This window comes from Bradyrhizobium sp. CSA207, assembly GCF_029051685.1.
Lineage (GTDB): Bacteria > Pseudomonadota > Alphaproteobacteria > Rhizobiales > Xanthobacteraceae > Bradyrhizobium.
In genome coordinates this window covers 1-23,771 of record NZ_JAACFT010000062.1, presented here as the reverse complement: position 1 = coordinate 23,771, position 23,771 = coordinate 1, and the positions used below count along the sequence as shown (strand labels likewise).

Annotated in this window: 21 protein-coding genes; 13 read left to right on the top strand and 8 right to left on the bottom strand. The window is 58.4% G+C overall.

Annotation, left to right across the window (positions count from 1 at the left end):
- Positions 1-287: 287 nt before the first annotated feature.
- From GWG65_RS38400 to GWG65_RS38370, 7 genes are all read left to right on the top strand, one after another.
- Complete coding sequence (locus GWG65_RS38400; RefSeq protein WP_275200582.1) at positions 288-2,504, top strand: 3-hydroxyacyl-CoA dehydrogenase NAD-binding domain-containing protein; 2,217 nt, start codon at positions 288-290, stop codon at positions 2,502-2,504.
- A gap of 336 nt (positions 2,505-2,840) precedes the next feature.
- Positions 2,841-4,643, top strand: coding sequence for an AMP-binding protein (locus GWG65_RS38395; protein WP_275200581.1), 1,803 nt, complete (start codon positions 2,841-2,843; stop codon positions 4,641-4,643).
- Between the two features lie 128 nt (positions 4,644-4,771).
- The gene (locus tag GWG65_RS38390) at positions 4,772-5,425 is read left to right on the top strand and encodes a flavin reductase family protein (RefSeq protein ID WP_275200580.1); all 654 of its coding nucleotides are present in this window, start codon (positions 4,772-4,774) and stop codon (positions 5,423-5,425) included.
- A 606-nt stretch (positions 5,426-6,031) separates the two neighbouring features.
- Positions 6,032-6,436: an aspartate 1-decarboxylase gene (locus tag GWG65_RS38385; RefSeq protein WP_275200579.1), complete on the top strand. Its 405-nt coding sequence runs from the start codon at positions 6,032-6,034 to the stop codon at positions 6,434-6,436.
- A 38-nt stretch (positions 6,437-6,474) separates the two neighbouring features.
- A complete protein-coding gene (gene panB, locus GWG65_RS38380) occupies positions 6,475-7,347 on the top strand; it encodes a 3-methyl-2-oxobutanoate hydroxymethyltransferase (RefSeq protein ID WP_275200578.1) in 873 nt (290 codons plus the stop codon).
- 13 nt (positions 7,348-7,360) lie between these two features.
- Complete coding sequence (gene panC / locus GWG65_RS38375; protein ID WP_275200577.1) at positions 7,361-8,257, top strand: pantoate--beta-alanine ligase; 897 nt, start codon at positions 7,361-7,363, stop codon at positions 8,255-8,257.
- A gap of 548 nt (positions 8,258-8,805) precedes the next feature.
- The gene (locus GWG65_RS38370; RefSeq protein ID WP_275200576.1) at positions 8,806-9,420 is read left to right on the top strand and encodes a TetR/AcrR family transcriptional regulator; all 615 of its coding nucleotides are present in this window, start codon (positions 8,806-8,808) and stop codon (positions 9,418-9,420) included.
- Between the two features lie 9 nt (positions 9,421-9,429).
- Here the strand turns inward: GWG65_RS38370 and GWG65_RS38365 are convergent, their stop codons facing one another.
- The 3 genes from GWG65_RS38365 to GWG65_RS38355 all read right to left on the bottom strand — a co-directional run bounded on the left by GWG65_RS38365 (position 9,430) and on the right by GWG65_RS38355 (position 11,759).
- Entirely contained in the window at positions 9,430-9,939 is a 510-nt protein-coding gene (locus tag GWG65_RS38365; RefSeq protein WP_275200583.1) for an IS5 family transposase, read from the bottom strand.
- Between the two features lie 44 nt (positions 9,940-9,983).
- Positions 9,984-10,190 carry a transposase gene (locus tag GWG65_RS38360; protein WP_275200575.1) on the bottom strand — a complete coding sequence of 69 codons (207 nt, stop codon included), beginning with the start codon at positions 10,188-10,190 and terminating at the stop codon, positions 9,984-9,986.
- Positions 10,191-10,823: 633 nt separating this feature from the next.
- Positions 10,824-11,759, bottom strand: coding sequence for an enoyl-CoA hydratase-related protein (locus tag GWG65_RS38355; protein ID WP_275200574.1), 936 nt, complete (start codon positions 11,757-11,759; stop codon positions 10,824-10,826).
- 681 nt (positions 11,760-12,440) lie between these two features.
- Here GWG65_RS38355 and GWG65_RS38350 point away from each other — a divergent pair.
- The 5 genes from GWG65_RS38350 to GWG65_RS38330 all read left to right on the top strand — a co-directional run bounded on the left by GWG65_RS38350 (position 12,441) and on the right by GWG65_RS38330 (position 16,481).
- Complete coding sequence (locus GWG65_RS38350) at positions 12,441-14,114, top strand: methanol/ethanol family PQQ-dependent dehydrogenase (RefSeq protein ID WP_275200573.1); 1,674 nt, start codon at positions 12,441-12,443, stop codon at positions 14,112-14,114.
- Positions 14,115-14,125: 11 nt separating this feature from the next.
- Positions 14,126-14,482, top strand: a complete 357-nt coding sequence (locus GWG65_RS38345) for a cytochrome c (protein WP_275200572.1) — start codon at positions 14,126-14,128, stop codon at positions 14,480-14,482.
- A complete protein-coding gene (locus GWG65_RS38340; RefSeq protein ID WP_275200571.1) occupies positions 14,479-15,165 on the top strand; it encodes a transporter substrate-binding domain-containing protein in 687 nt (228 codons plus the stop codon). Before GWG65_RS38345 ends, GWG65_RS38340 begins: the two co-directional genes overlap by 4 nt.
- A gap of 13 nt (positions 15,166-15,178) precedes the next feature.
- A complete protein-coding gene (locus tag GWG65_RS38335) occupies positions 15,179-16,135 on the top strand; it encodes a hypothetical protein (RefSeq protein ID WP_275200570.1) in 957 nt (318 codons plus the stop codon).
- 76 nt (positions 16,136-16,211) lie between these two features.
- Positions 16,212-16,481 (top strand): hypothetical protein, encoded by a 270-nt coding sequence (locus GWG65_RS38330; RefSeq protein WP_275200569.1) that lies wholly within the window; start codon positions 16,212-16,214, stop codon positions 16,479-16,481.
- Between the two features lie 107 nt (positions 16,482-16,588).
- Here the strand turns inward: GWG65_RS38330 and GWG65_RS38325 are convergent, their stop codons facing one another.
- The 5 genes from GWG65_RS38325 to GWG65_RS38305 form a co-directional block, all read right to left on the bottom strand.
- Positions 16,589-17,767, bottom strand: coding sequence for an IS110 family transposase (locus tag GWG65_RS38325; protein WP_275200568.1), 1,179 nt, complete (start codon positions 17,765-17,767; stop codon positions 16,589-16,591).
- Positions 17,768-17,928: 161 nt separating this feature from the next.
- Positions 17,929-18,294, bottom strand: coding sequence for a c-type cytochrome (locus GWG65_RS38320; RefSeq protein ID WP_275200567.1), 366 nt, complete (start codon positions 18,292-18,294; stop codon positions 17,929-17,931).
- A gap of 31 nt (positions 18,295-18,325) precedes the next feature.
- A complete protein-coding gene (locus GWG65_RS38315) occupies positions 18,326-20,092 on the bottom strand; it encodes a GMC family oxidoreductase (RefSeq protein WP_275200566.1) in 1,767 nt (588 codons plus the stop codon).
- Positions 20,093-20,104: 12 nt separating this feature from the next.
- Complete coding sequence (locus tag GWG65_RS38310) at positions 20,105-20,818, bottom strand: gluconate 2-dehydrogenase subunit 3 family protein (protein ID WP_275200565.1); 714 nt, start codon at positions 20,816-20,818, stop codon at positions 20,105-20,107.
- Positions 20,819-21,035: 217 nt separating this feature from the next.
- A complete protein-coding gene (locus tag GWG65_RS38305) occupies positions 21,036-22,055 on the bottom strand; it encodes a fumarylacetoacetate hydrolase family protein (RefSeq protein ID WP_275200564.1) in 1,020 nt (339 codons plus the stop codon).
- 285 nt (positions 22,056-22,340) lie between these two features.
- Between GWG65_RS38305 and GWG65_RS38300 the strand changes: the two genes are divergently transcribed.
- Positions 22,341-23,231 (top strand): LysR substrate-binding domain-containing protein, encoded by an 891-nt coding sequence (locus tag GWG65_RS38300; protein WP_275200563.1) that lies wholly within the window; start codon positions 22,341-22,343, stop codon positions 23,229-23,231.
- Positions 23,232-23,771: the final 540 nt, after the last annotated feature.

Below are 23,771 nucleotides of genomic sequence, written 5' to 3'. Positions count from 1 at the left end.
CCCGACACAAAAACCTCTTTGCGGGGCAAGCTCAAACGGGCCGCTTGGGACGACAGCTTCCTCGTCGACATGCTTCTGAACATGCGATAGCCCTGCCCTAGAGGGGGAGGGGCGGCGAACGAAGTGGGCCGGGGTGGGGTGATCGTCTTGGCAGAAAAGTAACCCCCCGACGCCGTCCCGCGAGGGGGAGGGGAGCAGAAAGCGGAAGATTTCATCACGCCATCCTTCGAGGCCTTGCAAGCGGCGAGGCCGCCTCAGGATGACGACAGAGAGTTGGGAGTGATCAAGTGGCCTACAAGAATTTCAAGATTGAGACCGACGCCGACGGCATCGCGCTGGTGACGTGGGATATTCCGGACAAATCGATGAACGTTATCGATGAGACGTCTGGAACCGAGCTTGGCGCAATCATCGAGCATCTGACGTCGGACGCCGCGGTGAAGGGTGTCGTCATCACATCCGGTAAGGACGCGTTCTGCGCAGGCGCGGATTTGACGATGCTGGAGGCCATGAACCGCACTCACGGGGAGATGCTAAAGTCTGATGGCGAGGAAGCCGCGAACAAATTTGTGTTCGGCGAGGCCCGCAAGCTGTCGCGATCGTTCCGCAACATCGAGGTCGGCGGTAAGCCGTGGGTTGCTGCGATCAACGGAACGGCGCTCGGCGGCGGCTTCGAGCTGGCGCTCGCCTGTCACTACCGCATCGCGTCCGAGAACCCGAAAACCCGCGTTGGCCTGCCTGAGGTCAAGATCGGTATTTTCCCCGGCGCCGGCGGCACGCAGCGGCTGCCGCGCCTGATGCCGACGATGGATGCCGTGCAGATGCTGTTCAAGGGCGAGGCCATCGATGTCAAGAAGGCCCAAGCCCGCGGCATTATCGGCGAGGTGGTGCCGGCTCCGGAGTTGATTCAGAAGGCTAAAGACTGGATCAAGGCCGGCGGCAAGGCGGTCGCGCCCTGGGATGAGAAGGGGTTCAAGCTGCCTGGCGGTGCGGTCTATTCGAAAGCGGGCTTGCAGTTCTTCCAGCCGGCGACCGCAATGCTGCGCCGCGAGACTTACGACAACTATCCGGGCGCGCGGGCGATTCTGCAATGCGTCTATGAAGGCTTGCAGTTGCCAATGGATACGGCGCTACGCGTCGAGTCGCGCTACTTCTCCAATATCCTGCGCTCGAAGGAAGCGGCGGCGATGATTCGCTCTCTCTTCATGTCGATGCAGGACCTCAACAAAGGCGCGCGCCGTCCGCAGAACGTGCCGCCCACCAAGGTCAAGAAGCTGGCGGTAATCGGAGCAGGCTTCATGGGTGCCAGCGTCGGTTTCGTGTCGGCGCAGGCCGGCATCGACGTGGTCTTGATCGATCGCGATCAGGAGAGTGCCGACAAGGGCAAGGGTCACGCCAAGGCCGCGGTCGATGTCGCTGTCTCCAAGAGCCGCATGAAACAGGACGAAGCCGAGGCGATCCTCTCCCGCATCACCGCCACCGCCGATTACAACGCGATCAGGGATTGCGACCTCGTGATCGAGGCGGTGTTCGAGGATCGCAAGGCCAAGGCGGAGACCTACGCCAAAGCGCAGCCGCTTTTGAAGGAAGGCGCGATCTTCGCGACCAACACTTCGACGCTGCCGATCAATTCGCTGGCGGAGGAGTGGAAGGATCAGTCGAAGTTTATCGGCATTCACTTCTTCTCGCCGGTCGAGAAGATGATGCTGTCGGAAATCATCGTCGGCAAGAATACCGGGGACGTGGCGCTGGCCACTGCTCTCGACTACGTCCGCCAGATCAAGAAAACGCCGATTGTCGTCAACGACTCGCGCGGCTTCTTCGCCAACCGTTGCGTGATGCTCTTCCTCTTCGAAGGTTACGAGATGCTGCTGGAAGGCGTGCCGCCGGCGATGATCGAGAACACCGCGAAGATGGCCGGTATGCCGGTCGGGCCGCTCTCGCTCAACGACGAAACCGCCCTCGATCTTGGGCTGAAGATTCTAAGGGCAACGGAAGCCGATATCGGCACGCAGGCGATCAATCAGGATCATAAGAAGCTGCTGGTCGAAATGGTCGAGAAGCGCGGACGCCTCGGCCGCAAGAACGGTATGGGCTTTTATGATTACCCCGAGAAAGGGAAAGGCCAGAAGAAGCTCTGGCCGGAACTGACTTCGCTGCAACCGAAGCATCTCGATCCCGATAGCCTCGATGTTGAGGAGTTGAAGCAGCGTTTTCTCGTGGTGCAGGCCGTGGAGGCCGCGCGTACGGTGGAAGATGGTGTCATCACCGATCCGCGCGAGGCCGACGTCGGCTCGATCCTCGGGTTCGGCTTCCCGCCGTTCACCGGCGGCACGCTGTCCTACATCGACTTCATGGGCACGACAAAGTTCGTCGAACTGTGCCTCAGGCTGGAGAAGAAGTACGGCTCGCGGTTCACGCCGCCGAAGCTCCTGATCGACATGGCAGCTAAGGGCGAGACGTTTTACGGCCGCTTCCCGCCGAAGAAGGCGGCTGCGGCATGAGCAGGCAGCCGCGACCTTGTGCCCGTCCCCGCAGGACAGGTGCTTGTACTTCATGATGGACTCGGATTACGCAGAGGGATTTAGGCTGTCGCAGGAGGTGCTGTCGGCACGAGTTGGCAATCCTTCGGGGAAGTGCTGGACGCCAGGTCCGAGTGACCTCGTATCGGCCGCTGACAGGTCCGGCAGTTCGCGCGGTACACGAACTGCCGCCCGGTTGGGCTCAAGAGAGCAATTGGCGCGAGCTATCCAGGCGGACGGCCTATCAGCGATGGCGTAGCAAATGAGGCGTAAGCGTGCTCGATTGGTTCAACCTAATAATTCAGGAGTTCATCTTCGATGTCGATGAGAGCACTGACGTTTGCGCCAAGAGAGCTTTCCGTAGGACGTAGACCCGATGGCACGCTGATGTTGAGCTCGCCTCTCGAGTTGGGGAACTGCGACTGGCGCATCACGGATTTCCTTCCGAACTGGGCAAATTCTGCTCCGGATAGAACTTTCCTCGCACAACGCAATGCGAATGGAGGGTGGGACGAGATCACCTACCGCGAAGCGTGGCGGCAGGTTCAAGCGGTCGGCCAAAGCCTGATCGATATGGGTGCTAAGGCCGGTGACAGGCTGGCGATACTTTCAGGAAACTCCATCGAGAACGCCGTGATCTCGTTTGCTGCGATGTCGATGGGGGTAGTCCTGGCGCCGATATCGCCAAACTACACGCTGATGCCCGGAGGCCTGGCTCGGCTCCAGGATATAGCGAAAGCGCTGCGCCCGAATTTCGTCTTCGTCCAGAGCGGTCGCGATTTTTCGGCGGGGCGCTCGATTCCCGAACTGGCAGCCGCGATCTGGATCTGTGTCGATGGGGCGCCGGACACCGTGCCCTTCGGCGCACTGACATCCCAAGCGGGCAGCGACGGATTCGCTGATGCTTCACGTGCAGTATCTTGCGAGGCTGTCGCAAAGATTCTCTTCACCTCCGGCTCCACCGGGTTACCAAAAGGCGTGCTCAACACCCACCGCATGATGGCGAGCTCTCTGCAAATGTTAACCCTGCTTGTGTCTCAGTCGGACGCGCCGGTGCAGGTTGAGTGGCTGCCCTGGCACCATACAATGGGCAGTAATGTCCTCCTTCACAGCATTCTCAAGAATGGCGGAACTCTCTACATCGACGATGGCCGGCCGCTGCCTCAGCTCTTCCACAAGACGGTCGCGAATCTCAAGGAAATCTCGCCCACCGCCATGTTCAACGTACCTGCTGGTTATAATCTCTTGTGTGACGCGATCGAGAACGACTTCGATCTCGGCGCCAGCGTGTTCAAGCGGCTGGATCGATTTACCTATGGCGGGGCTGCAATTTCGCACGATACGCTTGAGAAACTCTATCGGTTGTCATCGTCGATCACGGGCCGACGAATTCCGGTCATGTCGGGCTACGGTGCAACGGAAACGGCCCCATTGGTAAGTACGACTCATTGGGCAACAGATCAGCCGGGGGAGATTGGTCTTCCCGGGCCGGGGCTGCAGCTAAAACTGATCCCGTTTTGGGATACTTATGAGGCAAGGGTCAAGGGACCAAACGTCACTCCCGGTTACCTCGGAAGGCCCGATTTGACCGAACAGGCCTTCGATGAGGAAGGATTCTACCGCATCGGCGACACCGTCTCGTTTCTGGATCCTGAGAAGCCGGAGCTTGGGCTGCGCTTTACGGGCAGAATTTCCGAGAACTTCAAACTCGCGAACGGCACGTGGGTCTCGATCGGAAACATGCGCGCGGCAGTTCTGGCTGCAACGCGCGGCGTGTTGCTGGACCTCGTCGTTGCCGGAGAAAATCGTGAAGCCTGTGCGCTGCTCTGCTGGTTGAATCCGACCGAGGCGGCGCGGATTTCAAAGGGGCCAGCTGCTGATTTGAACTGCGACGTTGTCGTAGGTCAATTTCTGAAAAATCGCTTGCAGGAATACAACGAGACCGTTGGAAGCAGTGAAAGAATCCACTCGTTTGCCCTGCTAAGGGATCCACCATCATTGGCCGCAGGGGAAGTCACCGATAAAGCCTATGTCAATCAACGTGCTGTGCTGAAACATCGCTCTGACCAAGTAGAACGTCTCTATGGAAAAGAGCCAGATCGAGATGTGATCCGGGTCTGAGGGCGCGTTCAGTTGTTCGCGATCCTCGACGGACGTCTCGTCCGCCATTTCCCAAGAAGCTTTTTGCCGACAAACGATTGTCGGCCGCCGGTCTGAAATCATTCAGTGATCAATTCCGAAGGAAAATCATGGATCCAGATAACATGCATTACTATGAGCCGTCACAAGGGCACGGGCTGAGATACAATCCGTTTAACGCAATCATTGCGCCCCGCCCGATAGGTTGGATTTCGTCCATGAACAGTCAAGGGCAACTCAACTTGGCTCCGTACAGTTTTTTCAATGCCTTCAACTATGATCCGCCGATCCTTGGCTTTGCATCAATTACGTGGAAAGACAGCGTCAAGAACGTCGCGGATACCGGCGAGTTCGTCTGGAATCTGGTGACAAAGGATCTGGGTGATCAAATGAACAAGACGTCGTCACCGGTCCCGCATGGTGTCAGCGAGTTTGACGTTGCCGGCTTGTCGACCGTGCCCAGCCGTCACGTAAAAGTTCCGCGCGTGCTGGAAAGCCGCGCTGCGATGGAATGCAAGGTTACCGAGATCATCGAGTTCAAGAACTGGAAGGGCGAAAAGGTCGGGGGGTGGCTCGTTCTCGGCGAGGTGGTGGCGGTCTACATCGACAAGTCCCTCATCAAAGACGGCGTCTATCAGACGGCTCTCGCTAACCCGATCCTTCGAGCAGGGCGGGGCGGCGACTATGTGGAAGTGACGCAGGATCGAATGTTCGAGATGGAGCGACCGGCGGGGAGTAGTCACCCGGCTTACCACGGATCCTAGTACTCTGCGCAGGCTACCAAACAGTGAATAGATCATATCGCTATGAGCTCGCTGGCAAAAGAGAATGGCCTTCATGTATTTCCAATCTCTTCGACACTCGGCAAAGAGTCTGAACTTGACGACGCTCGCTATGTGCTTAAGCACCGCGGTCTTGGCGCAAAGCGACCCCATCTCGGCTAATTACGATCAAAGTCGCCTGTCCAGCGGGTGGGCGTTCCCACGCTACGATTCGTGCCGCGCATCCAATTCTGGAACGCAATCTCCGCCAGACAATCGTCAGCGAGCACGTTGCGGGAGCCACTGGTTCGATCAGTGCAATGGCCGTACTCAACGCCAGGCTGATGGATATACCCTGCTTGGAACGACGGGCTCGGACTTCGTGATCGCGCCATTCACGATTTTATCTGCGAAGTATCGGCCCGCGCCGGAAGTGGGCTTGAGCCCGGTGCCGGCATCAACTCGGGTCTTCCGGGTTCCGATTTCGCAGGGGTCGTGGCGCGCAGTAAATTGTCAGTTCTAAAATAGAATGATACGCGGTATTGTCATATGCCAATCTAGTTCTGAAAGGTGCCGAATTGCTGGTGCAACAGTCCATGGAATTTTCAGATGAGAAAAGTGCTTGCGGCTAAACTGCATGGCATCCATGTCACGGAGGCCAATCTTCACTATCACGGGTGGATCACTCTCGATCCGGACCAGTGCCGCGAAGTAGGCATTCTGCCGATGGAGTTCGTGGAGAACGAGAACTCCGGGACGCGGATTTCGACTTATGTCATCTTTGGCGAACGCGGCTCGCGCTGTTGCGTTCCTAATGGCGCTGCCGCTCGTACTCGAGCTACGTGGACGAGACGCAAATCGTCCGGCCGAGGCCAAAGATCCTTAACCTTCGATCGCGAAAACCACATTACCGATCGCTTGACGTACTCGGTCACGCGCGATGGCGCAGGAGTCTATTGCTTCGACATCGCAGGCGGGGCAGGCGATACCAAATCATCCCGTTTCAAGCTGTAGACGCGACCTGATGCCGTCTAACGAGATTTGAGGTCAAAATGAGCCGCACTCTCGAAGCCCCGGTCGAGCGGGTCACGATTCCAATGCTGCAGCGCTGGAAGCAGGATGGCCGGCGGGTCGTTACGACCACCGCCTACGATGCGGTTACCGCACGCGTCGCCAGTCCCGTCGTCGACGTCATCCTTGTCGGCGACAGCGTTGGCAACGTCTGCCTTGGATTCGACAATACTCTGCCGGTCAGCGTGGCTATGATGAACCATCACCTCGAAGCCGTCGCGCGTACAAGGCCGCGTGCCATGCTCGTGGCCGATATGCCATTTCTCAGCTTTCACCTCAATGCCGAGGACACGATACGAAATGCCGGTGGATTTCTGCAGCGTGGTGCCGACGCTGTGAAACTCGAGGGCGGAACCAAGCGTATCGAAATGGTTCGCGCACTAGTCAATTGCGAAATTCCCGTGATGGGTCATCTCGGTCTCACACCACAGAGTGTCAACGTAATGGGCGGATTCAAGGTGCAGGCCAGGAAGGCCGATGATGCTTTGCGTCTGCTTGATGACGCTCGCCGTCTGCAAGAGGCTGGTTGCTTCGCACTCGTGTTGGAGGGAATTCCGGCCGAGCTGGCTGCCCGAGCAACAGAGGCGCTGACGATTCCGACGATTGGCATCGGTGCCGGTCCAGCTTGTTCGGGGCAGGTGCTTGTCCTTCATGATGTGCTCGGGTTGATCGAAGGCCATCGTCCGAAGTTCGTTCGTGCCTACCTAGATGGCTTTAAGCTGTTGCGGGAGGCGCTGTCACATTGGGCTGCGGATGTCCGCGATGGTGCATTCCCTACAGCACAAGAGTCCTATCGGCTTCCAGAGAGCGTTGGCCACGCCATCGCGAAGTGGACACCTTCCAAACCGACTTGAGGCAAGGTTCGACATGCAAACGATCACGACCGTCGCCGAGCTTCGTCGCGCTCTCGCAAAGGTTCGCAGGGCTGGTAAACGGATTGGGCTGGTGCCGACCATGGGCTATCTGCACGACGGTCACCTGGCCCTGGTTGAGGCGAGCAGAGCGCAATGCGACGTCACTGTCGTCAGTATCTTCGTCAACCCCACCCAGTTTGGACCAACCGAGGACCTCAGCACCTACCCGCGCGACTTTCTGCGCGATGAGAAGCTCTGTCGCGATGCCGGTGTGGCTGTCGTGTTCGCGCCAGATGTACAGGAGGTCTATCCGGCTCAATTTCAAACCTTCGTCGAACCGGGCGAACTTGCAAAACCGCTGTGCGGCGCTTTCAGGCCAGGACATTTTCGTGGCGTCGCGACCGTCGTATGCAAGCTGTTCAACATGGTCCAGCCCGACGTCGCATTTTTCGGGCAGAAGGATTTTCAGCAATGTGCGGTCGTGCGTCGCATGGCAATTGATCTCAATCTTCCGATTGAAGTCGTCACCGTTCCAACTGTTCGGGAATCGGACGGACTCGCCATGAGCAGTCGCAACCGATATCTCGACGATGAAGAGCGCCGAGGGGCCCTTGCCATCAGTCGGGCTCTGTTCGCTGCAGCGGACGAATTTCGTTCGGGAGAGCGCGAGGTGGAAAAACTGATCTCGGTTGCCAAGCAGCATCTGCAGACGGTTGACCGACTGCAGTACTTCGAGCTTATCGACTGCGATACGCTCAAGCCCGCCGAGAGTCCGGTGCGACGCTCCGCTGCACTTTGTGTCGCGGCTTATATCGGCTCGACCCGGCTTATCGACAACGTGATACTTGTATTACCTATCCAACACCACGGATCCGAGGCAATGGATGACGCGGGCCTGTCCCATCTATGATAAGCTTGAGGCTCCGATGCACTCAGGATGGTTCGGAGTTAATATTGCAGGCCGGATGATGCCGAAGAGGGCGGCTGCGGCGAGGCGTCCGTGGCGTAACTTCTCCCTGCTTTCGGCAGAGCAACCGCTAAGCGGGTGTCCTCCTGTCCCCGGACAATGGAATTCCATTCCATGGACCTGGCCAGATCTACTGATGTCGCGCGGGAAGCGAGACAGCAAAGCAGCCGGTTTCGTGCTGGATTGCTGGAACAAGGCAAGCAGAACAGTGTCGCGGTTGTCACGCCGTCATCGCCCACGGTGCACCGCTCGAGGCATGCCGCGTGGTTTCGGATCAGGCCCGACCGCAGATGAGACTCAAGACGATCCTACGGAGGAACCGAATTGCGAACAGCAATGGCGCCGAGCAGCACGTTGTTGTCAGACGATGGCGGTTTGGGTCGCCAGCTGGTTTCGCTTGGTCATGCGCAGCAGTTGCGCAATCTTACAGCTTGCAGATGGTTGTCTAGGCCGAGCGCGGTAGGTCCGATTCATCAGTTCTGGAGACACACATGAATCGTCCAATCCGAACGGGACCTGATACCGACGAGGCCCGGGGGCGCATCCTGAAGGCGGCGGAGGAGCAATTTCGCCGCATCGGCTACCATAAGACGTCGGTGGCCGACATCGCTTCCGAACTTGGCATGAGCCCGGCGAACGTCTACCGCTTCTTTCCCTCCAGGGAGGCGATCAACGAGTCTATCTGCGCACGCAAGGTGAACGAGATCGTGGACGTCGCTCTTGCAGTCGCACACGCGACCGCGCCGGCCAAGGACAAGCTCGGCCAACTCCTGACGGCTATTCACCACCACAACAAAATGATGCTGCTCAGGGAAAAACACATGCACGACCTGATTGTCGCTGGCACTCAGGAGAACTGGCCGATCATCGAGGCCCATGCCGAGCGAATGGCGACGATCTTCGAGGCGATCATACGCGAGGGCATCGAAGCCGGTGAGTTCGAGGTCGACGACGCCGCGGACGCCGCGCGAGCGGTCAAGTCCGCTTTCATGCCGTTCTTCCATCCGATTCTGATCGAGCACAGCGTTAAACACGGCGAAGATACCGAAGCAAGCCTGCGGGGCCAGATCCGGTTTTTCTTGAAAGCTCTCTGCAAGTCTGACTAGGGTTCAGACTCAATTGATCCAGTAGGCGACGACGGCGGCGAGGTGGACGGCAGCCAAGAAGTTTCTGGCAAGTTTGTCGTAGCGAGTAGCGACACGCCTGAAATCCTTGAGTCGGCAGAAACAGCGCTCGATAACATTGCGCCCTTTATAGGCGCGTTTGCTGAAGCTGTGGAGGGTCACCCTGTTGGACTTGTTTGGAATGACGGGTTTCGCGCCGCGATTGACGATTTCGGCGCGAAAGCCGTCGCCATCGTAGCCTTTGTCCCCAATGAGGGAAGACATGGGCGGCGCGAGTTTCAAAAGGGCCGGCCCTGCGGCAATATCTGCGTCTTGTCCCGGAGTGAGATGAAATGCGCAAGGTTTGCAATCAGGGTCGCTCAGCGCGTGGATTTTCGTGCTCCGCCCGCCGCGTGAGCGGCCGATCGCCTGTTCATGCTCCCCCCTTTTCCGCCGCTCGCCGAGCGATGCGCTTTGATCGAGGTGGAGTCGATCGACAAAGTCACGCCGTCCTTGCCGCAGCGGGCGAGCGCTTCAAAGATCGCCTGCCAATGTCCGCGCTTAGCCTAGCGATTGAACCGATTGTAGATTGTCGTGTAAGGGCCATAGTCGGGCGGGCAATCGCGCCAGCGTGCGCCGCACTGGAGCATGTGAATGATACCGCTGATGATGCGTCGATCGTCATCGCGCGCCGGGCCCGTCTGGTTCGTTGGCAGGTGCGGCTCGATCTGAGCCCACTGCTTGTCGTTGAGCCAGAACAGTCCTTTGCGCATCGAAATCCCCCACGCCGAATCAACTCGGTACGAGGGAATCAGAATCTACTAATTAGGTACAGACCCTAACAGTCAGCCGCATTCAAGGTGATGTGGCTTCAGATTAAGCCGACTGCTGATGCCATCCACGAGAACTCGACCGAGGAGCAAAAAAACGTCGTATCGATGCTGCGGCACCGTTCGACTGCTACGCATCAGCGAGGACAGATGATCCGCTTGTACAGCGAATCGTGAAAGTTCCTTGTTTGCCGCGGCCGAAGGATCATGGGTGCTCCGCGATAATCCTTACATCCTGACGGACCGCGATGCGATCGGCATAAGCTGGGACCTCGACCGGACGTCCGACTGCGCTGACCGCGACCGAGTAATGTTGCTGCCGAGGCGCGGAAGACAGATCGTTCGAGAACGATCCCGACTCAGCATGGAGCCATCGAGAGCTTGCATCGCCGCTCGGCTTCGAACTCGTCGCAGACCGTCTGATCGGGTAGCTCCGGTTGCCGATGCGCCTGCGCGTTGACGATACATGCATCGTGCAGCCACGTTGCGTTTTGCTCATGCCGGCAAATGCGGAAGAGGTCGCCGCCGTGGAACGATAGCCCGTGCGAAGTTGTGGGCAATCCATGACGGGGAGACTCAGCGTCCCTCGTAAATCGGCGGACGCTTTTGAGCTTCGGCATCCCGGCCTTCCTGGAAATCGCGGGTCTTGAGCAGCACAAGATATTGCTCGCGAAGCTTGGCCAGCGCCGCCGTCTCCGATTCTTCGAGCGCCAAGTGAGAAGAGGCTAAAGACGCTTTGGTGCCGAGCGGGCCTGACGCAGCAATCTTCTTGGCGATCTCGATAGCCTTCGCGAGAGCCGCCTCCCGGTTTGGGGTCAATTCCTGAACGATTCCCATCCGGTAAGCCTCCCTTGCACCCCAATGGTCGCCCGTTAAGATGTATCGCATGGCGTTTCCCCAGCCGGCCTCCCTAGGAAAGCGGACGGTCCCGCCGCCACCGGGAAATCGACCATGCGTGTTCTCGTCCTGGCCGAATTCTGTGTCTTCCGACGCCACACGTATGTCCGCAGCAAGGAAAAGCTCATGTGCCATATTCCAGGTGTCGCCATGCACCGCGACCACCAGCGGCTTTGTGAGCGTTGGCTTGGTCCGGCCCATGGGGTCGATGAACCCTGGGCCGTCCATCAACTTCCTTCCGGATTGGGCAAACGACTTGGCCGCATCGACATCGATGCCTCTGGAGAAGCGTTCGCCATAACCGAACAGGACGGCCGCACGAAGGGAAGGATCCCGATCGTAGTCGTAGTATGCTCTAGCCAAGCGTTCTGTGGCCTCTGGATCGAGCCGGTTGTCGATGTATGGCCGATTGATGCCGATCAGAACGATCTGTCCTTGGCGTTCGACGGTGATCTTCGTCTGCGGACCATAGGGAATGTCGGCCATACGTGTCGTCTGTGCAGCCTTGTCAGCTTGTGACGTCATCGACCGGTCTCCCGATTCCTGCGCATGCAGGGCCGCCGGTCCGAGGAGGACGGTTGCAGCTGCGATCACAAGGTTGGTTAGGCGAAACATCTCGATTCTCTCTGCACTAGGGGTCTCTGGCGTTGCAAAAAGAGTGGATCTGACTGAACAGAACAGCTGTTCCGCGATCCGCTCTGCGGTTTGTATGCTGCAAGACATTGTTTGCTCACTGCAAGTATAGACGCTCGCGCTCACGCGCTTCCAATAAGGCAAGGGCGCCGAATTAAGAAGCCCCCCTTATGATTAACCTCTTCGTTGGTGTGCGTGGGCTGGGGTCGCTTCATGGTTCATTGCTGAACCTGTGCTGCTGGTCGCTCGCGGACTTGGATTGGCGTTCGCTAAACGCCTACCGTGCAAATACCTAGCGCGGTGTATCGCCCCTGGCGAATTCCAGTCAACGACGTCACTGGCTATCGTGCACAGGAAGTCGGAGCCAGCTCCTGCCGTGCTCTCGTTCATCGAGGAACTGGAAGCAAGCAGCATGAACTCTGACAGGTGAGGTTGGATTATGCCTACAAACTGTTCGTCACTGATACGACCAGCTTATTATTGTTGCGCAAATAACTATTGGAAGCGTTCTGAGACCGATGCCTAGAGTGCCCACAAGACGTCCTTCAAGTGGACTGAATTGTGGGAGCGGCGATTATATCAAAGAGGATCGCTGATCGATTGCGAGTAGAGGTTTGTTCGGCCGCGCCAAAGTTGGCGCTAAACACATTTCGGGAGGAATGGATGAAATGGAGTGCGCTGGCCGCTTGCCTTGCCGTCTTTGCATCGTATGGTGCAAACGCTCAGACCGCCGGTCAGCTGGTCAAGGGCGCAAGCGATACCTCAAACGTTCTAAATTACGGCATGGGTTACAATCTGCAACGGTTTAGCCCGCTGACCCAGATCAACAAGGACACCGCTAAAAATCTCGTTCCTGTGTGGAGCTACAGCCTCGCCGACGACCGAAGTCAAGAGTCGCAGCCGCTGGTTTACGAGGGCATTATTTATCTCACCACGCACGCCGCCACGATGGCGATCGACGCCAAGACCGGCAAGCAAATCTGGAAGACCAAGGTCGAGTATCCGCCCGAGACGCCGCGAATTGTCTGCTGCGGCATCAACAATCGCGGCGCGGCGCTGTTCGACGGCAAGGTGTTCCGCACTACACTGGATGCGAATGTGATCGCGCTCGACGCCAAGACCGGCAAGGAGCTCTGGCGCCAGAACGCAGCCGACGTCAAGGAAGGCTATTCGATGACGGTAGCGCCACTCGTTGCGGATGGGGTTGTGCTGACCGGCATCTCGGGCGCCGAGTTTGGGATCCGCGGCTTCATTGATGGCTGGGATCCTGAGACCGGCAACCATCTGTGGCGCACCTATACGATTCCGTCCCCGGATGAGCCCGGCGGCGATTCCTGGAAGGGCGACACCTGGAAACACGGCGGCGGTTCGACGTGGATCACCGGCTCGTATGATCCGGAGTTGAACACGGTATATTGGGGTACCGGCAATCCCGGCCCATTCGATTCAGCCGTGCGTCCCGGAGACAATCTCTACACCTGCTCCGTGCTGGCACTCGATCCGAAGACCGGCAAGATGAAGTGGCATTACCAGTTCTCGCCGAACAATCCGTTCGACTTTGACGCTGTCGCCGAGATGGTGCTTGCCGACATGATGGTTGAGGGCAGACCGACCAAGGTCTTGTTGGATGCCAATCGCAACGGCTTTTTCTACGTGTTCGATCGGACCAACGGCAAGCTGCTCGCGGCCAATCCGTTTGTGAAGGTCAACTGGGCGTCCGGCATCGATATGAAGACCGGCCGGCCGATCGAGGCCGACGTCACCACGGACGCCCGCGAAGGCAAGAAGGTCATGGTCCATCCCTCCTGGTTCGCCGGTGCCAAGAACTGGTCGCCGATGTCGTTCAATCCACAAACCGGCCTTGCCTATGCCAACACGCTTTCGTTCGGCACCTACTACAAGACCAGGTCGGTGACCTACAAGGCGGGTGCATGGTATACCGGCTTGGACCGAAGCTTTAGTCCGTTTGAATTTGGAGACGCACCGCGCGGCCATCTCAAAGCCATCGACCCAATGACGGGCAAGGCCAAGTGGGAAGTGCCGAGCGACATTCCGCGCTACTCGGGCGTGCTGTCGACGGCCGGCGGCGTCGTCTTCACCGGGGAATTGACTGGCGAGTTCGAAGCCTTCGACGCCGACAGCGGCAAGAAACTCTGGCAGTTCCAGACCGGCTCCGGCATCGAAGGGCAGCCGGTGACCTGGCAGCGCGACGGCGTCCAGTATGTCGCGGTGACCAGCGGTTACGGCGGCGCCTACTCGATCTTCTCCGGTGATGAGCGGCTCGCTTCGGTCCCAACCGGCGGATCGTTGTGGGTCTTTGCCATCAGGCCCCAGTAGGCGGTCCGCGAATGATTGAGGAAGCTTGCAGCGGAGCGGCGGCGCATTTCGCAGCTGTTGCCGTGACGGTTGTCGCGCTCGCGGCGGCGTACCCCGCCACCGCGCAGCAAAATGGCGACGTGGATCGAGCCAAGATCGATCAGGGCAGGGCGACCTTCGCCGAGCATTGTTCACCCTGCCACGGTCCCAATATGGTCAATGCCGGCGCCATCACGCCGGACCTTCGCCGGTTTCCCGATGATGAAGCGCGCTTTGTCACCACGGTGAAATCCGGCAAGAACAACAGGATGCCGCCGTGGAGCGACTTCCTGAGCGACGACGAGATCACAGCACTTTGGACCTATGTGGCGAGCCGGAGGAACCCATGAGGATTTTGAGAGCCGCACTGCTCGGCGGCTACGCGCCGACCAAGGAGTCTCTCGTCGCGCCCGGCGTGAATACGGCCAAGCTGCCTGATTTCGAAGGCGCGACCGATCCCGATCACCGACGCCGCGTTCTACTCGGCGTGCTTGCGCCCCGCCAGCCCTACGTCTATTCGCCGCTGACCGTCGTGCTCGGCGCGAAAGCACGCGACCGCCACATTGCCGATATCGGCGACCTCGCCGGCCTGCGCATCGGCGTCGAAATCGGGACCCTTGCCGATGCGATCCTGATGAATTTTGGCAGCGGACGGTTGATCGAAGACATCACCCACGTGGTCCCCGGCCGAGCCGGTCTGCTCGGCTCACTCGATCGCGGCGAGTTCGATGCGACGTTAGTCGACCTGTGCCGGTTGGATGCATATCGCGCGGGCCATCCCGAAGCCCGGCTCGCACCGACCGGATATTATTATCCGCTCGGTGCCAATCGCGATTACGTCAGCCTCACGAGGGAACCTGTGCTCAATGACGCCAATAGAGTGCCGACTGATCTGCAGGCCGCAGGAGCGGTGGCGGAATCGGGTCGTGCAGCGGGCTTGAGCATCTTCGGCCGCGCGAGCCGGCCCTCCTGGAGGAACGATGGCTCAAGATCCCTCAGAAGCGAACGTCGCCTGTGCCCGCATGTAGATTAGCTAGGAGGAACGCGTGACAGCTAACAAATCGGATTTCTTTCAAGATCTCGCCCGAATTGCCGCCGTAGCGGTGGCAGGCATAGCCGCGGCCTCATTTGCAAGTGCAGCTCCATCGCAGATCGCGATTCCATCCGGATCCCCGTTTCCGGAAAGCCTGACGGCGACAACGGACGGAACGCTCTATGCCAGCAGCTTGACCAATGGCGGAATCGTGCGCGCAAGGGCTGGTGCCTCCGAGGCTGAAGTCTGGATCAAGCCCGGAGCATTCGACACGCGATCGATCTTCGGCGTTCTCGCCGACGAGAAATCGGGCCTTCTTTGGGTCTGTTCGAACGACGCCACCCCGCTTGGCGTCAAAGGCCCAAACACGATCGAAGGGTCCTTCGTTAAGGGGTTTGACCTTAAGACCGGAGAGGGAAAAATCAGCGCCAAATTTCCTGCAAAACCCTCGATCTGTAACGATCTCGCGGTTGGGCCGGACGGCGCGCTCTACGTCACAAATACTCTGCAGCCACAGATCCTTCGTTTGAAGAAGGGATCTTCCGAGCTTGAAGTTTGGGTCCAAGACGACAAACTGAAGGGCGGTCTCGATGGCCTTGCGTTCGGACAGGATGGAGCTTTGTACGTCAACACGTTCCGAAGCGGCGAACTCTTCCGCATCGAACTCAAGTCGGACGTGGCGGGCGCCGTCACGAAACTTGAGACATCACGTCCGATCAAGTTTCCCGACGGTTTCAAGGCAGACAAGACGGGGTTCCTGATGGTTGAAGGTGCCGGCCCGCTTTCGAAGGTGACGATCGTCGGAGATCGGGCCGAAATCGACACGATCAAGGAATTCGCTGGACCGACCGGCCTCGCGCGCGTCGGCGATACGCTTTGGGTGGCGGAGGGCCAGATCGGCTACCTTATGGATCCTTCCAAGAAGGGCCAGACGCCAACCTTTCAGTTGCGTTCGATCGACTCTCCCTAGGCCATAAATCTATATTGCCGAGTGGGCCGCGCTCTGACGTGCGGCCCCAATTTACTTCCTCGATAGAAGGAGGCCTATGGCGCTCGCAAGCTTTCGCTTGTTCGCGTTCACGGCGGGCCCACTCCTTTTATCGAAGCTGTCGGCCTCGGCACGTCAGCCGCAGCCAGCACTGCAGCACGCGTATCAGAAACAAAATGTCGGGATCTCGCTGCTTGGCGGCCGGGCTGTGAGTCGCGCCACAACCTTGTATTCGGTCGATCCATTTGCGGATCGCACCATGATGCAGTTATGCGCATCGTCGGCGAAGCTCCGGGGCGGCGGGCCCAATCTTCACAGCGGCATTTGAAGCCATGGGTTTTACGTCGGGACACCGCCACCTCGGATTTGTCGGCAGCCTCTGGCAAGGGCTGCCAAACCGTTTGTCCTATCGTTGCTCTCTTTCCATGCTGTCGTTCATGACGCTGGACGTAACACGACGCCCTGCGGAACCTCGCCCCTCGTAACGAGACGCCAGAGGGCGATGAGCAGCTTACGCGCCAGTGCCACAATCATCGTCTTGCGTGTGCTGGCGCGTCCGTCGGCGGTTCGCGCCGCGAACCATTGGGCCAGGGCGCTGGTCTTTTGGAACCTGACAAAACGCCAAGCCAGCTGGATCATGCCGCTGCGGACGCGGACATTGCCAGCACGCGCAAGACCTCGTTCGCGTCGACGGCTGCCGCTCTCGTCGGGTGAGCCAGTCAGGCCGGCGTAACGGGCGACGGCCTTGCGATCGCGCCAGTGGCGCAAAAAGATCTCGTTGACCAGCATGTCCGCCGTTTCGACACCAACGCCCAGGACGCGGGCAATCAGCCGGACCATCGCGTGTGGGCTTTTCTTCTCCGCAGCAGGCGCCACCGCGAGCTTGCGCAGGCGTTCCTGTTCGACCGCGCGGATCTGGTCGCGCACGACGCGTAGCCGCGCGAGATGGCGGCGCAGTTCCGCAAGCGTGTTCTGTGGCAATGGCGTGCCTTCCGCCGTGCGTAGATCTTCGAGCTTTTCCGCAACCTTGCGCATGGTCGGCCGCAAAGAGCGAATGCCGAAGCGGATAAATATCGCCTTCATCTGGTTGATAATCCGCGTTTGCTCAGTAACCAGATTCTGGCGCTCGCGGTTCGGTCGCCTCGCGTCCTCCTCCTCGATCGTCGGGATCGCCGCCATGCTGCAATGGCGCCTTTCGCCGCGCAACCAGCCGAGAAAGACGCGCATCAGAAGTTCCGTATCGAGACGATCGGTCTTCGCGCGCCGGTGTTCGCGCGACACCGCGATGCTGGTGGGATGGATGACGTAAACCTCGATATTGCGCGCCCGCAGCCAGCGCGCGAGCCAAAACCCGTCGCGGCCAGCCTCAAAGGCGACGACGATACGCTTGATGTCGCGCCCAGCCTGGCCGGCTTCGTGGCGCCAACGATGCAAGAGCTTCAGCAGCGTTTCCTCGTGGGCATCGAATTTCTTAAGAGGTTGGCGTTCGACGCCGGGAACGAGCGCCGCAACCAGCCACTTCGTTTGGCTCATCTCGATCACGGCAATGATTGTGCTATCCTGCTCGAGAGCGGTGAGGGACCTGCTCGCGTCAAAACGAAAATGTTGCGACATGGGGGGCTCCATCGGTAGCCGTTGAACAGCGCCCATGGTGCCATGCTCTCGCCGCTCGCCCATAGCATCTTCACATCGCAAGAAATAGAGTATCCCGACCACTTGCAGCTTGGTGACCCGTTACCTTATTAGCTTGGATAAGGGTTTCGGCACACACAGGGCTATCGAGTGATGTCCTCTAGATAAGCAATCAGATCCGCGCGATCTCGCGCGTCCGCCATACCGGCGAACGGCATCTTGGTGCCGCGCACGACGTTTTGGGGACTAGTCAGGAAGGCGTCGAGCTTGTTGACCGTCCATTCGAAATTGGCCCTCTTCAATGCCGGTGAATAAGTATAATCTGGAACGGACGCCGTATGCCGCCCGATCAGATGCTCGAGACTAGGTCCGTTGTCGTTGTTGTGGGCATTGAGTGAATGACAGGCCGTGCATTGCTCGAAAAGCTGCTTGCCGCGGTCTTTGTTATCGGCGGCCCTTGCAGGCAGAGCAAAAACCATCAGAACAAACGGAATTGCCGAGAATTTCATAGAAAGGAGTCCCGTTGTGCGGTCACCGGCGTCACATTAGCGGGCCAGGATTTTTAAGGTACATTTCGCGAATGGTGTCGGCCGCCCGGTAGGCAAGCGCACCGACTGGGCCAGTCGGATTGTAGGATGAGTTGTGGGCGAACACGGACGCACCCATGACGAAAAGATTGGAGACGTCCCAACTCTGAAGGTATTTGTTGACGACGCTGTTGGCAGGATCGGTACCCATGATTGTACCGCCGGTATTGTGCGTCGTCTGGTAAGGTACTACGGACCAGGTGAGGCGCGGCGCCGGCGTGCTCATGATCGTAGGGCTCATTGCCTTACCGATCTGGCCGCACAGTTCCGCGCCATGGCGATTCATCTTGGCGTCGTTCGCTTTGAAGTCGAACGTCATGCGCATCAGCGGTTGGCCGAAGCGATTCCTATAGGTTGGGTCGAGGTCGAGATAATTATATCGATGCGGCATCACGGAGCTGGATGTTCCTATCTGCAGAGCGCCCTGGTACCACTTGGCGGTGGCCTTCTTCCACTCTGTGCCCCATTGCGGGGTACCGGGCGGCACCGGACGGTAAGTGATGGGTCGGCCACTGCTTGATCCGGCAGAGACAGTCGAGCCACCGATATAGCCATAGGGCCCACGGTCGAAATTCCAGTTGGCATGAAAATCGTCGATCACGGAGCTCAAGCCGCCAGTTGTCATGAAAGGATTGAAGTTCCTGCCTTCGAAGAACAGGCTCACGCCGGCACCGCCCTGATAGCAATAGTTTTTACCGACTGTGCCGGTCTGCGTCTCCGGATCGTAGGGCTTACCGATACCCGACAGCAGCATCAGGTGCGTATTCCAGAGTCCGTAGGCGCAAAGGATCACGAGCTCGGCGGGCTGCTCGAATTCTTCGCCGGTAAGCACATTCACGTAGGTAACGCCGGTCGTTTTTGTTCTCGTGGAGTCGAGCAGGATCTTCTGCACCCACGAATAGGTTCTCAGCTCGATGTTCGGCTTCGAGAGCGCGATCGGAATCACGGTGATATGCGGCGAGCCCTTGGCGTTCGACTCACAGCCGAACCGCTCGCAGAAGCCGCAATATTGGCATTGCCCAATCTTGCTACCGTCCGGATTTGTGTAAGGACGCGACGAATTCGCGGTGGGGCGCGGGAAGGGATGATAGCCAAGGTCTGTCGCGGCCTTGGAGAATAGTTTCATCGCATAGCTATCGATCAGCGGGGGCACCGGGTATTCGCGTTCGCGGGGCGCCTCGAAGGGATTGCCACCCTGCTGGATTTGGCCCTTCAGGTTACCGGCCTTACCGGAGATCGCTGCCGTATATTCGAACTTGTCGTAATACGGTTCCAGCTCTTTGTAAGTGACGCCCCAATCCTGCAGAGGCATGTCGGGCGGAATGTAGTTCTTGCCGTAGCGCTGTTCGTACATCGTACGAACCTGTAAATCCGCATCCGGCCATCGCCAGGTATGACCATTCCAATGCACGCCGGCGCCGCCGACACCTTCGCCGGGTAGGAACGAGCCGAGACGGCGCATCGGCAGTGCGTCTTCGCTCGGCTTGTTGCGGATTGTGAGCGTGTCCTTCGCAGTATCCATGAGAAGGTCACTGCGCTGGGAGAAGCGCAACTCGTCGCGAATTTGCGGCACATTGAAATCGTTTTGGGTCGAGTGCGGTCCCCCACGCTCCAGCACCGCGATCGTGAGGCCAGTCACCGACAATTCCTTGGCTAGGATGCCGCCGGTCCAGCCCATGCCGACAATCAAGATATCCACGGAGGGAAGCTTTGTTACCATAACCTTGTCCCCTTACGACATATCGGCAATGCTGATGGGATCAGCAGTGAAGATCCGGCCGTCGTTATATTTCTTGATGTTCTCGGCGTTATTTGCCATCACGCCGGGGAACCCGATCATTTTCCAGCAGACCTTGTTCTTGTTGCCCCCATAAATGGGATCCGCGAACATACCTTCGATCACCGTCTGATAGACGACGTCGAAGAAAGCGTTGCCGGGAATGCCGCCGTCAAGCTTGATCTTGTTGACGCTGAGATCTTTCAGGAATGCTTCCTTTTGTGCTGCTGCAATATCGTCGAAGCTGCCGTTGTAGATCTTCCGGCAGTAAGCGTTAGAAGCGGCGATGCCGGTGCGATAGAGCTCGGACGGAGTCAAGGGCAATTGATAGCCTTGGTTGGGCGTGCCGAGTTTCCACGGACCTTGATTATATAAGCGGTCGCCCTTGCCCCAAGAGCCCGCAAGCGCACGATCGATGAAGGTCGCCAGGCCGATGTCGGTGCCACTGGGTGTCAGTTCATCCTCTGGCACCATATGGTCGACGAGCGCCTCGACGAAGGCGGCCTCGTTCGGCTTTAGAAATACGTAGCCCGCCGGGAGATTGGTGGCCGCTGCGGCTGTCGGTGGCGATTGGGCTTGAGAGGGTATGGCAGGCGTGAGCGCCTGAATCGAACCTGCTCCGATCGCGCCGGCGATCAATTCACGGCGCCCGAGCTTGATCTGGGGCAAACGAATCCTCCAACAAAATCGACGTTTTCCTGTTAACGCTTGGCGCGCATCGCTCGATTGTCACGCATTTGCGTGACCAAGACGTTGTTCATGGGAGCAGCTCGAACCTCTCCACTGGGTGCCTGCGGGCGTCGTAGAAGGAAGGACCGGGCGTGGACGGACAAAGAGATCATTCTGCGGGCTCGCCCGTTGCCTTCAGAGTCCTGTGCAACCGTCGTCAAGCAAGATCGAAGGATAGTGTCCCAAGGCCCTGGATCGTGCTTTCGATCTTGTCACCCGCCTTCAACCAAACCTGTTTCTCCTTGGGATAACCGAGGATGACACCGGATGGCGTGCCGGTGAAGATGAGGTCGCCCGGTTCGAGAGCGAAGAGACGCGAGGTGTAGGCGATAATCTTCTGCGGATTGAAGATGAATTTCGCCGTGTTGACCGATTGGCGCACCTCTCCGTTCACCCGTGTCTCGAGGTTCAAATTGTTGGGATCAATCTGATCGGCGGAAACGAAATAGGGGCCGATCGGGGCAAAACCGTCGAGCGTCTTGCCGACCATCCACTGACCACCCTTCTCAAGCTGCAAGTCTCTTGAGGAGAAATCGTGGCCAACAGCATATCCTGCGACGTAGGAGAGAGCTTCGTCGACGGAGACATTGCTCGCCCTTCGGCCAATCACCACGACAAGCTCGGTTTCGTAGTCGAACTTGTAGGAGAGATCGCGCGGAGGCAACTTGATCGTCGTGTTGTGCGGCGCGAGCGTATTGTTGTACTTGTTGAAGAGAATGGGTTCGGCAGGGGGTTTCTGGCCTGCTTCCTCGACGTGCTCTCGGTAGTTCAGACCGACGCAGACGATCTTGCCGGGATTGGTGAATAGACGCCCGAACTTGATCGTCGACTCGTCCCAGAAGGTGCTTTTTGCCTTCGACGACTTGAGCGCAGCCGCCACGACAGCCGCTAGTTCGGCATTTCCGCCATTGGTGAGAAGCTCCTCAAGAGTGAGAGGTGGTGAAAAGCCGAGGAGCTTTGACGCGGCGGCCACGTCGAGCACACCGGCTTGAGTCTTGACTCCCAGGGTTTCGCGCCCGTCCTTCTGGTGTATCGACAAGACGGTAAGCTGGCGAGGTAGTTCGCCGCTGGATTTACCGCGAGACTTGCTTTCCTGCGCGGCGTGCCCGGTGACGTTAGTAGTGCCCAAGGCGACCGCGGCGAGACCGGCCTTCATCAGTATGCGACGTGACTGCATGATATCATTCCCGAATATGGTGTTCGTGAGAGCGGTAATTGCGTCGTCGCCCCGTTGACGTCATCAGAGGTCGTGAATGCAAAGAGCAGCTTCCGATTGGAATCGTATCTCTCTGCAGGAAGATATGTCCCAATCGAAAGTATAGGCGCCCGTGGTTAAGCTCTTCCAATAAGGTGGGGGTGCCAAATACATAAGCGAACGTTATGATTGCTGTCTCTTACTGCGTGAAGGATTGGTCTTGGGTGGCCGGTGTCGCTTACCGAGCGAAGTATGGCGAAGGGGGAAATGATGGACCTGAAGAGACTCAAATCGATGACCGTCTTGGCGGAGGAACTGCATTTTGGACGCGCGGCAGAACGCCTCGGAATTGCCCAGCCGGCATTGACGCAGCAAATCCAAGCGCTCGAACGAGATATCGGCGTGCAGCTCTTTTCGCGGACGAAGAGGTCCGTACGGCTCACGGCCTCAGGGCGGGTCATGTTGGATGAAGCCCTCCGCGCGCTGCAGCAGGTGGAGCGCACGATCCTGGTAGCCCGTCAGGCTGGACGCGGTCAGCTTGGCCATATTGAAATCGGGTTTGTTGGATCCGCCGTATTTTCCGGGGTTCTCTCAGGTGCCATTGCGCGCTACCGCGCCGCCAATCCGCTGGTTGAATTCAGGCTAAACGAACTCGGAATTCTTCATCAGCTTCATGACATCGCTAGCGGCCGCCTTGATGTTGGAATTATTCGGCTGCCAGTTAAGTCCCCGATGCCGGACTTGACAATAACCGCGATCTATCACGATCCCATTATCCTGGCGATTCCAGCGCGGCATCCGTTGGCGAAGCTAAAATCTGTCCCACCAAAGCAATTGCAGCAAGAGCAGTTCGTTGCCGTCCAAATCCAGGAGGGTGTCGGCTTCAACGCGCAGGTCGCAGAGCTCTGCACAGCAGCTGGGCTAACCCCGCACATCACACAGCGGGCAGGGCAATTTACGGCGCTCGCTGGCATGGTTGCCGGTGGACTTGGGTTGGCGTTCGTCCCGAGTTCGGTAAAGAACTTGAAGGTACCGGGTGTACTATATCGCCCTCTGGCGAACTACCATCAGCAGTCGGACCTGGCCATGGTGCACAGGAAGTCGGAGCGGGCTCCTGCAGTACTTTCGTTCATCAAGGAATTGAAGCAACCTGCTTGAACTCTGGGACTTGAGGTGGCTTATCCTAACGAGTTGCCGTCTCTGATACGAGAGGCTTATCAATTCTGCGAAAATAGGTATTGGAAACATTCTGAGCCCGATGCGTACATTCCCGTCAGAAGTTCCCTCGAGTGGACGGAATTGTGGAAGCGGCGGTTACGTCAAGACCATCACATAAATGCGCCCATACCGGCTATGCAAGGTCGTGCCATGCGACGACATCCCAAGGGACTGCATGGCTCGCGAACAATGAAGCGCTTGCTAATAAGTCAGCATCATTACCAGTACGGGATCAAGCCGGAAGCGCTCGGGCAGAGATCAGGTCGCACTTGGCGCAACGTATTGTCATTCGCCGGAGCTTGGTGGCTAAGTGCAGCCATCGCGCACTGGTGGCATTTGAGTCCAGCACGCCTATTTCCTGCGAAATCCCGATTGCGCGAAAAACTCAATCCAATAGCGGTCGAGAAGGCTGAACATGATTTCTCGTCGGAGTTTGCTCGTTGGTGTTGGCGGCGCGGTGGTGGGAGGGGCGCTTGCTGG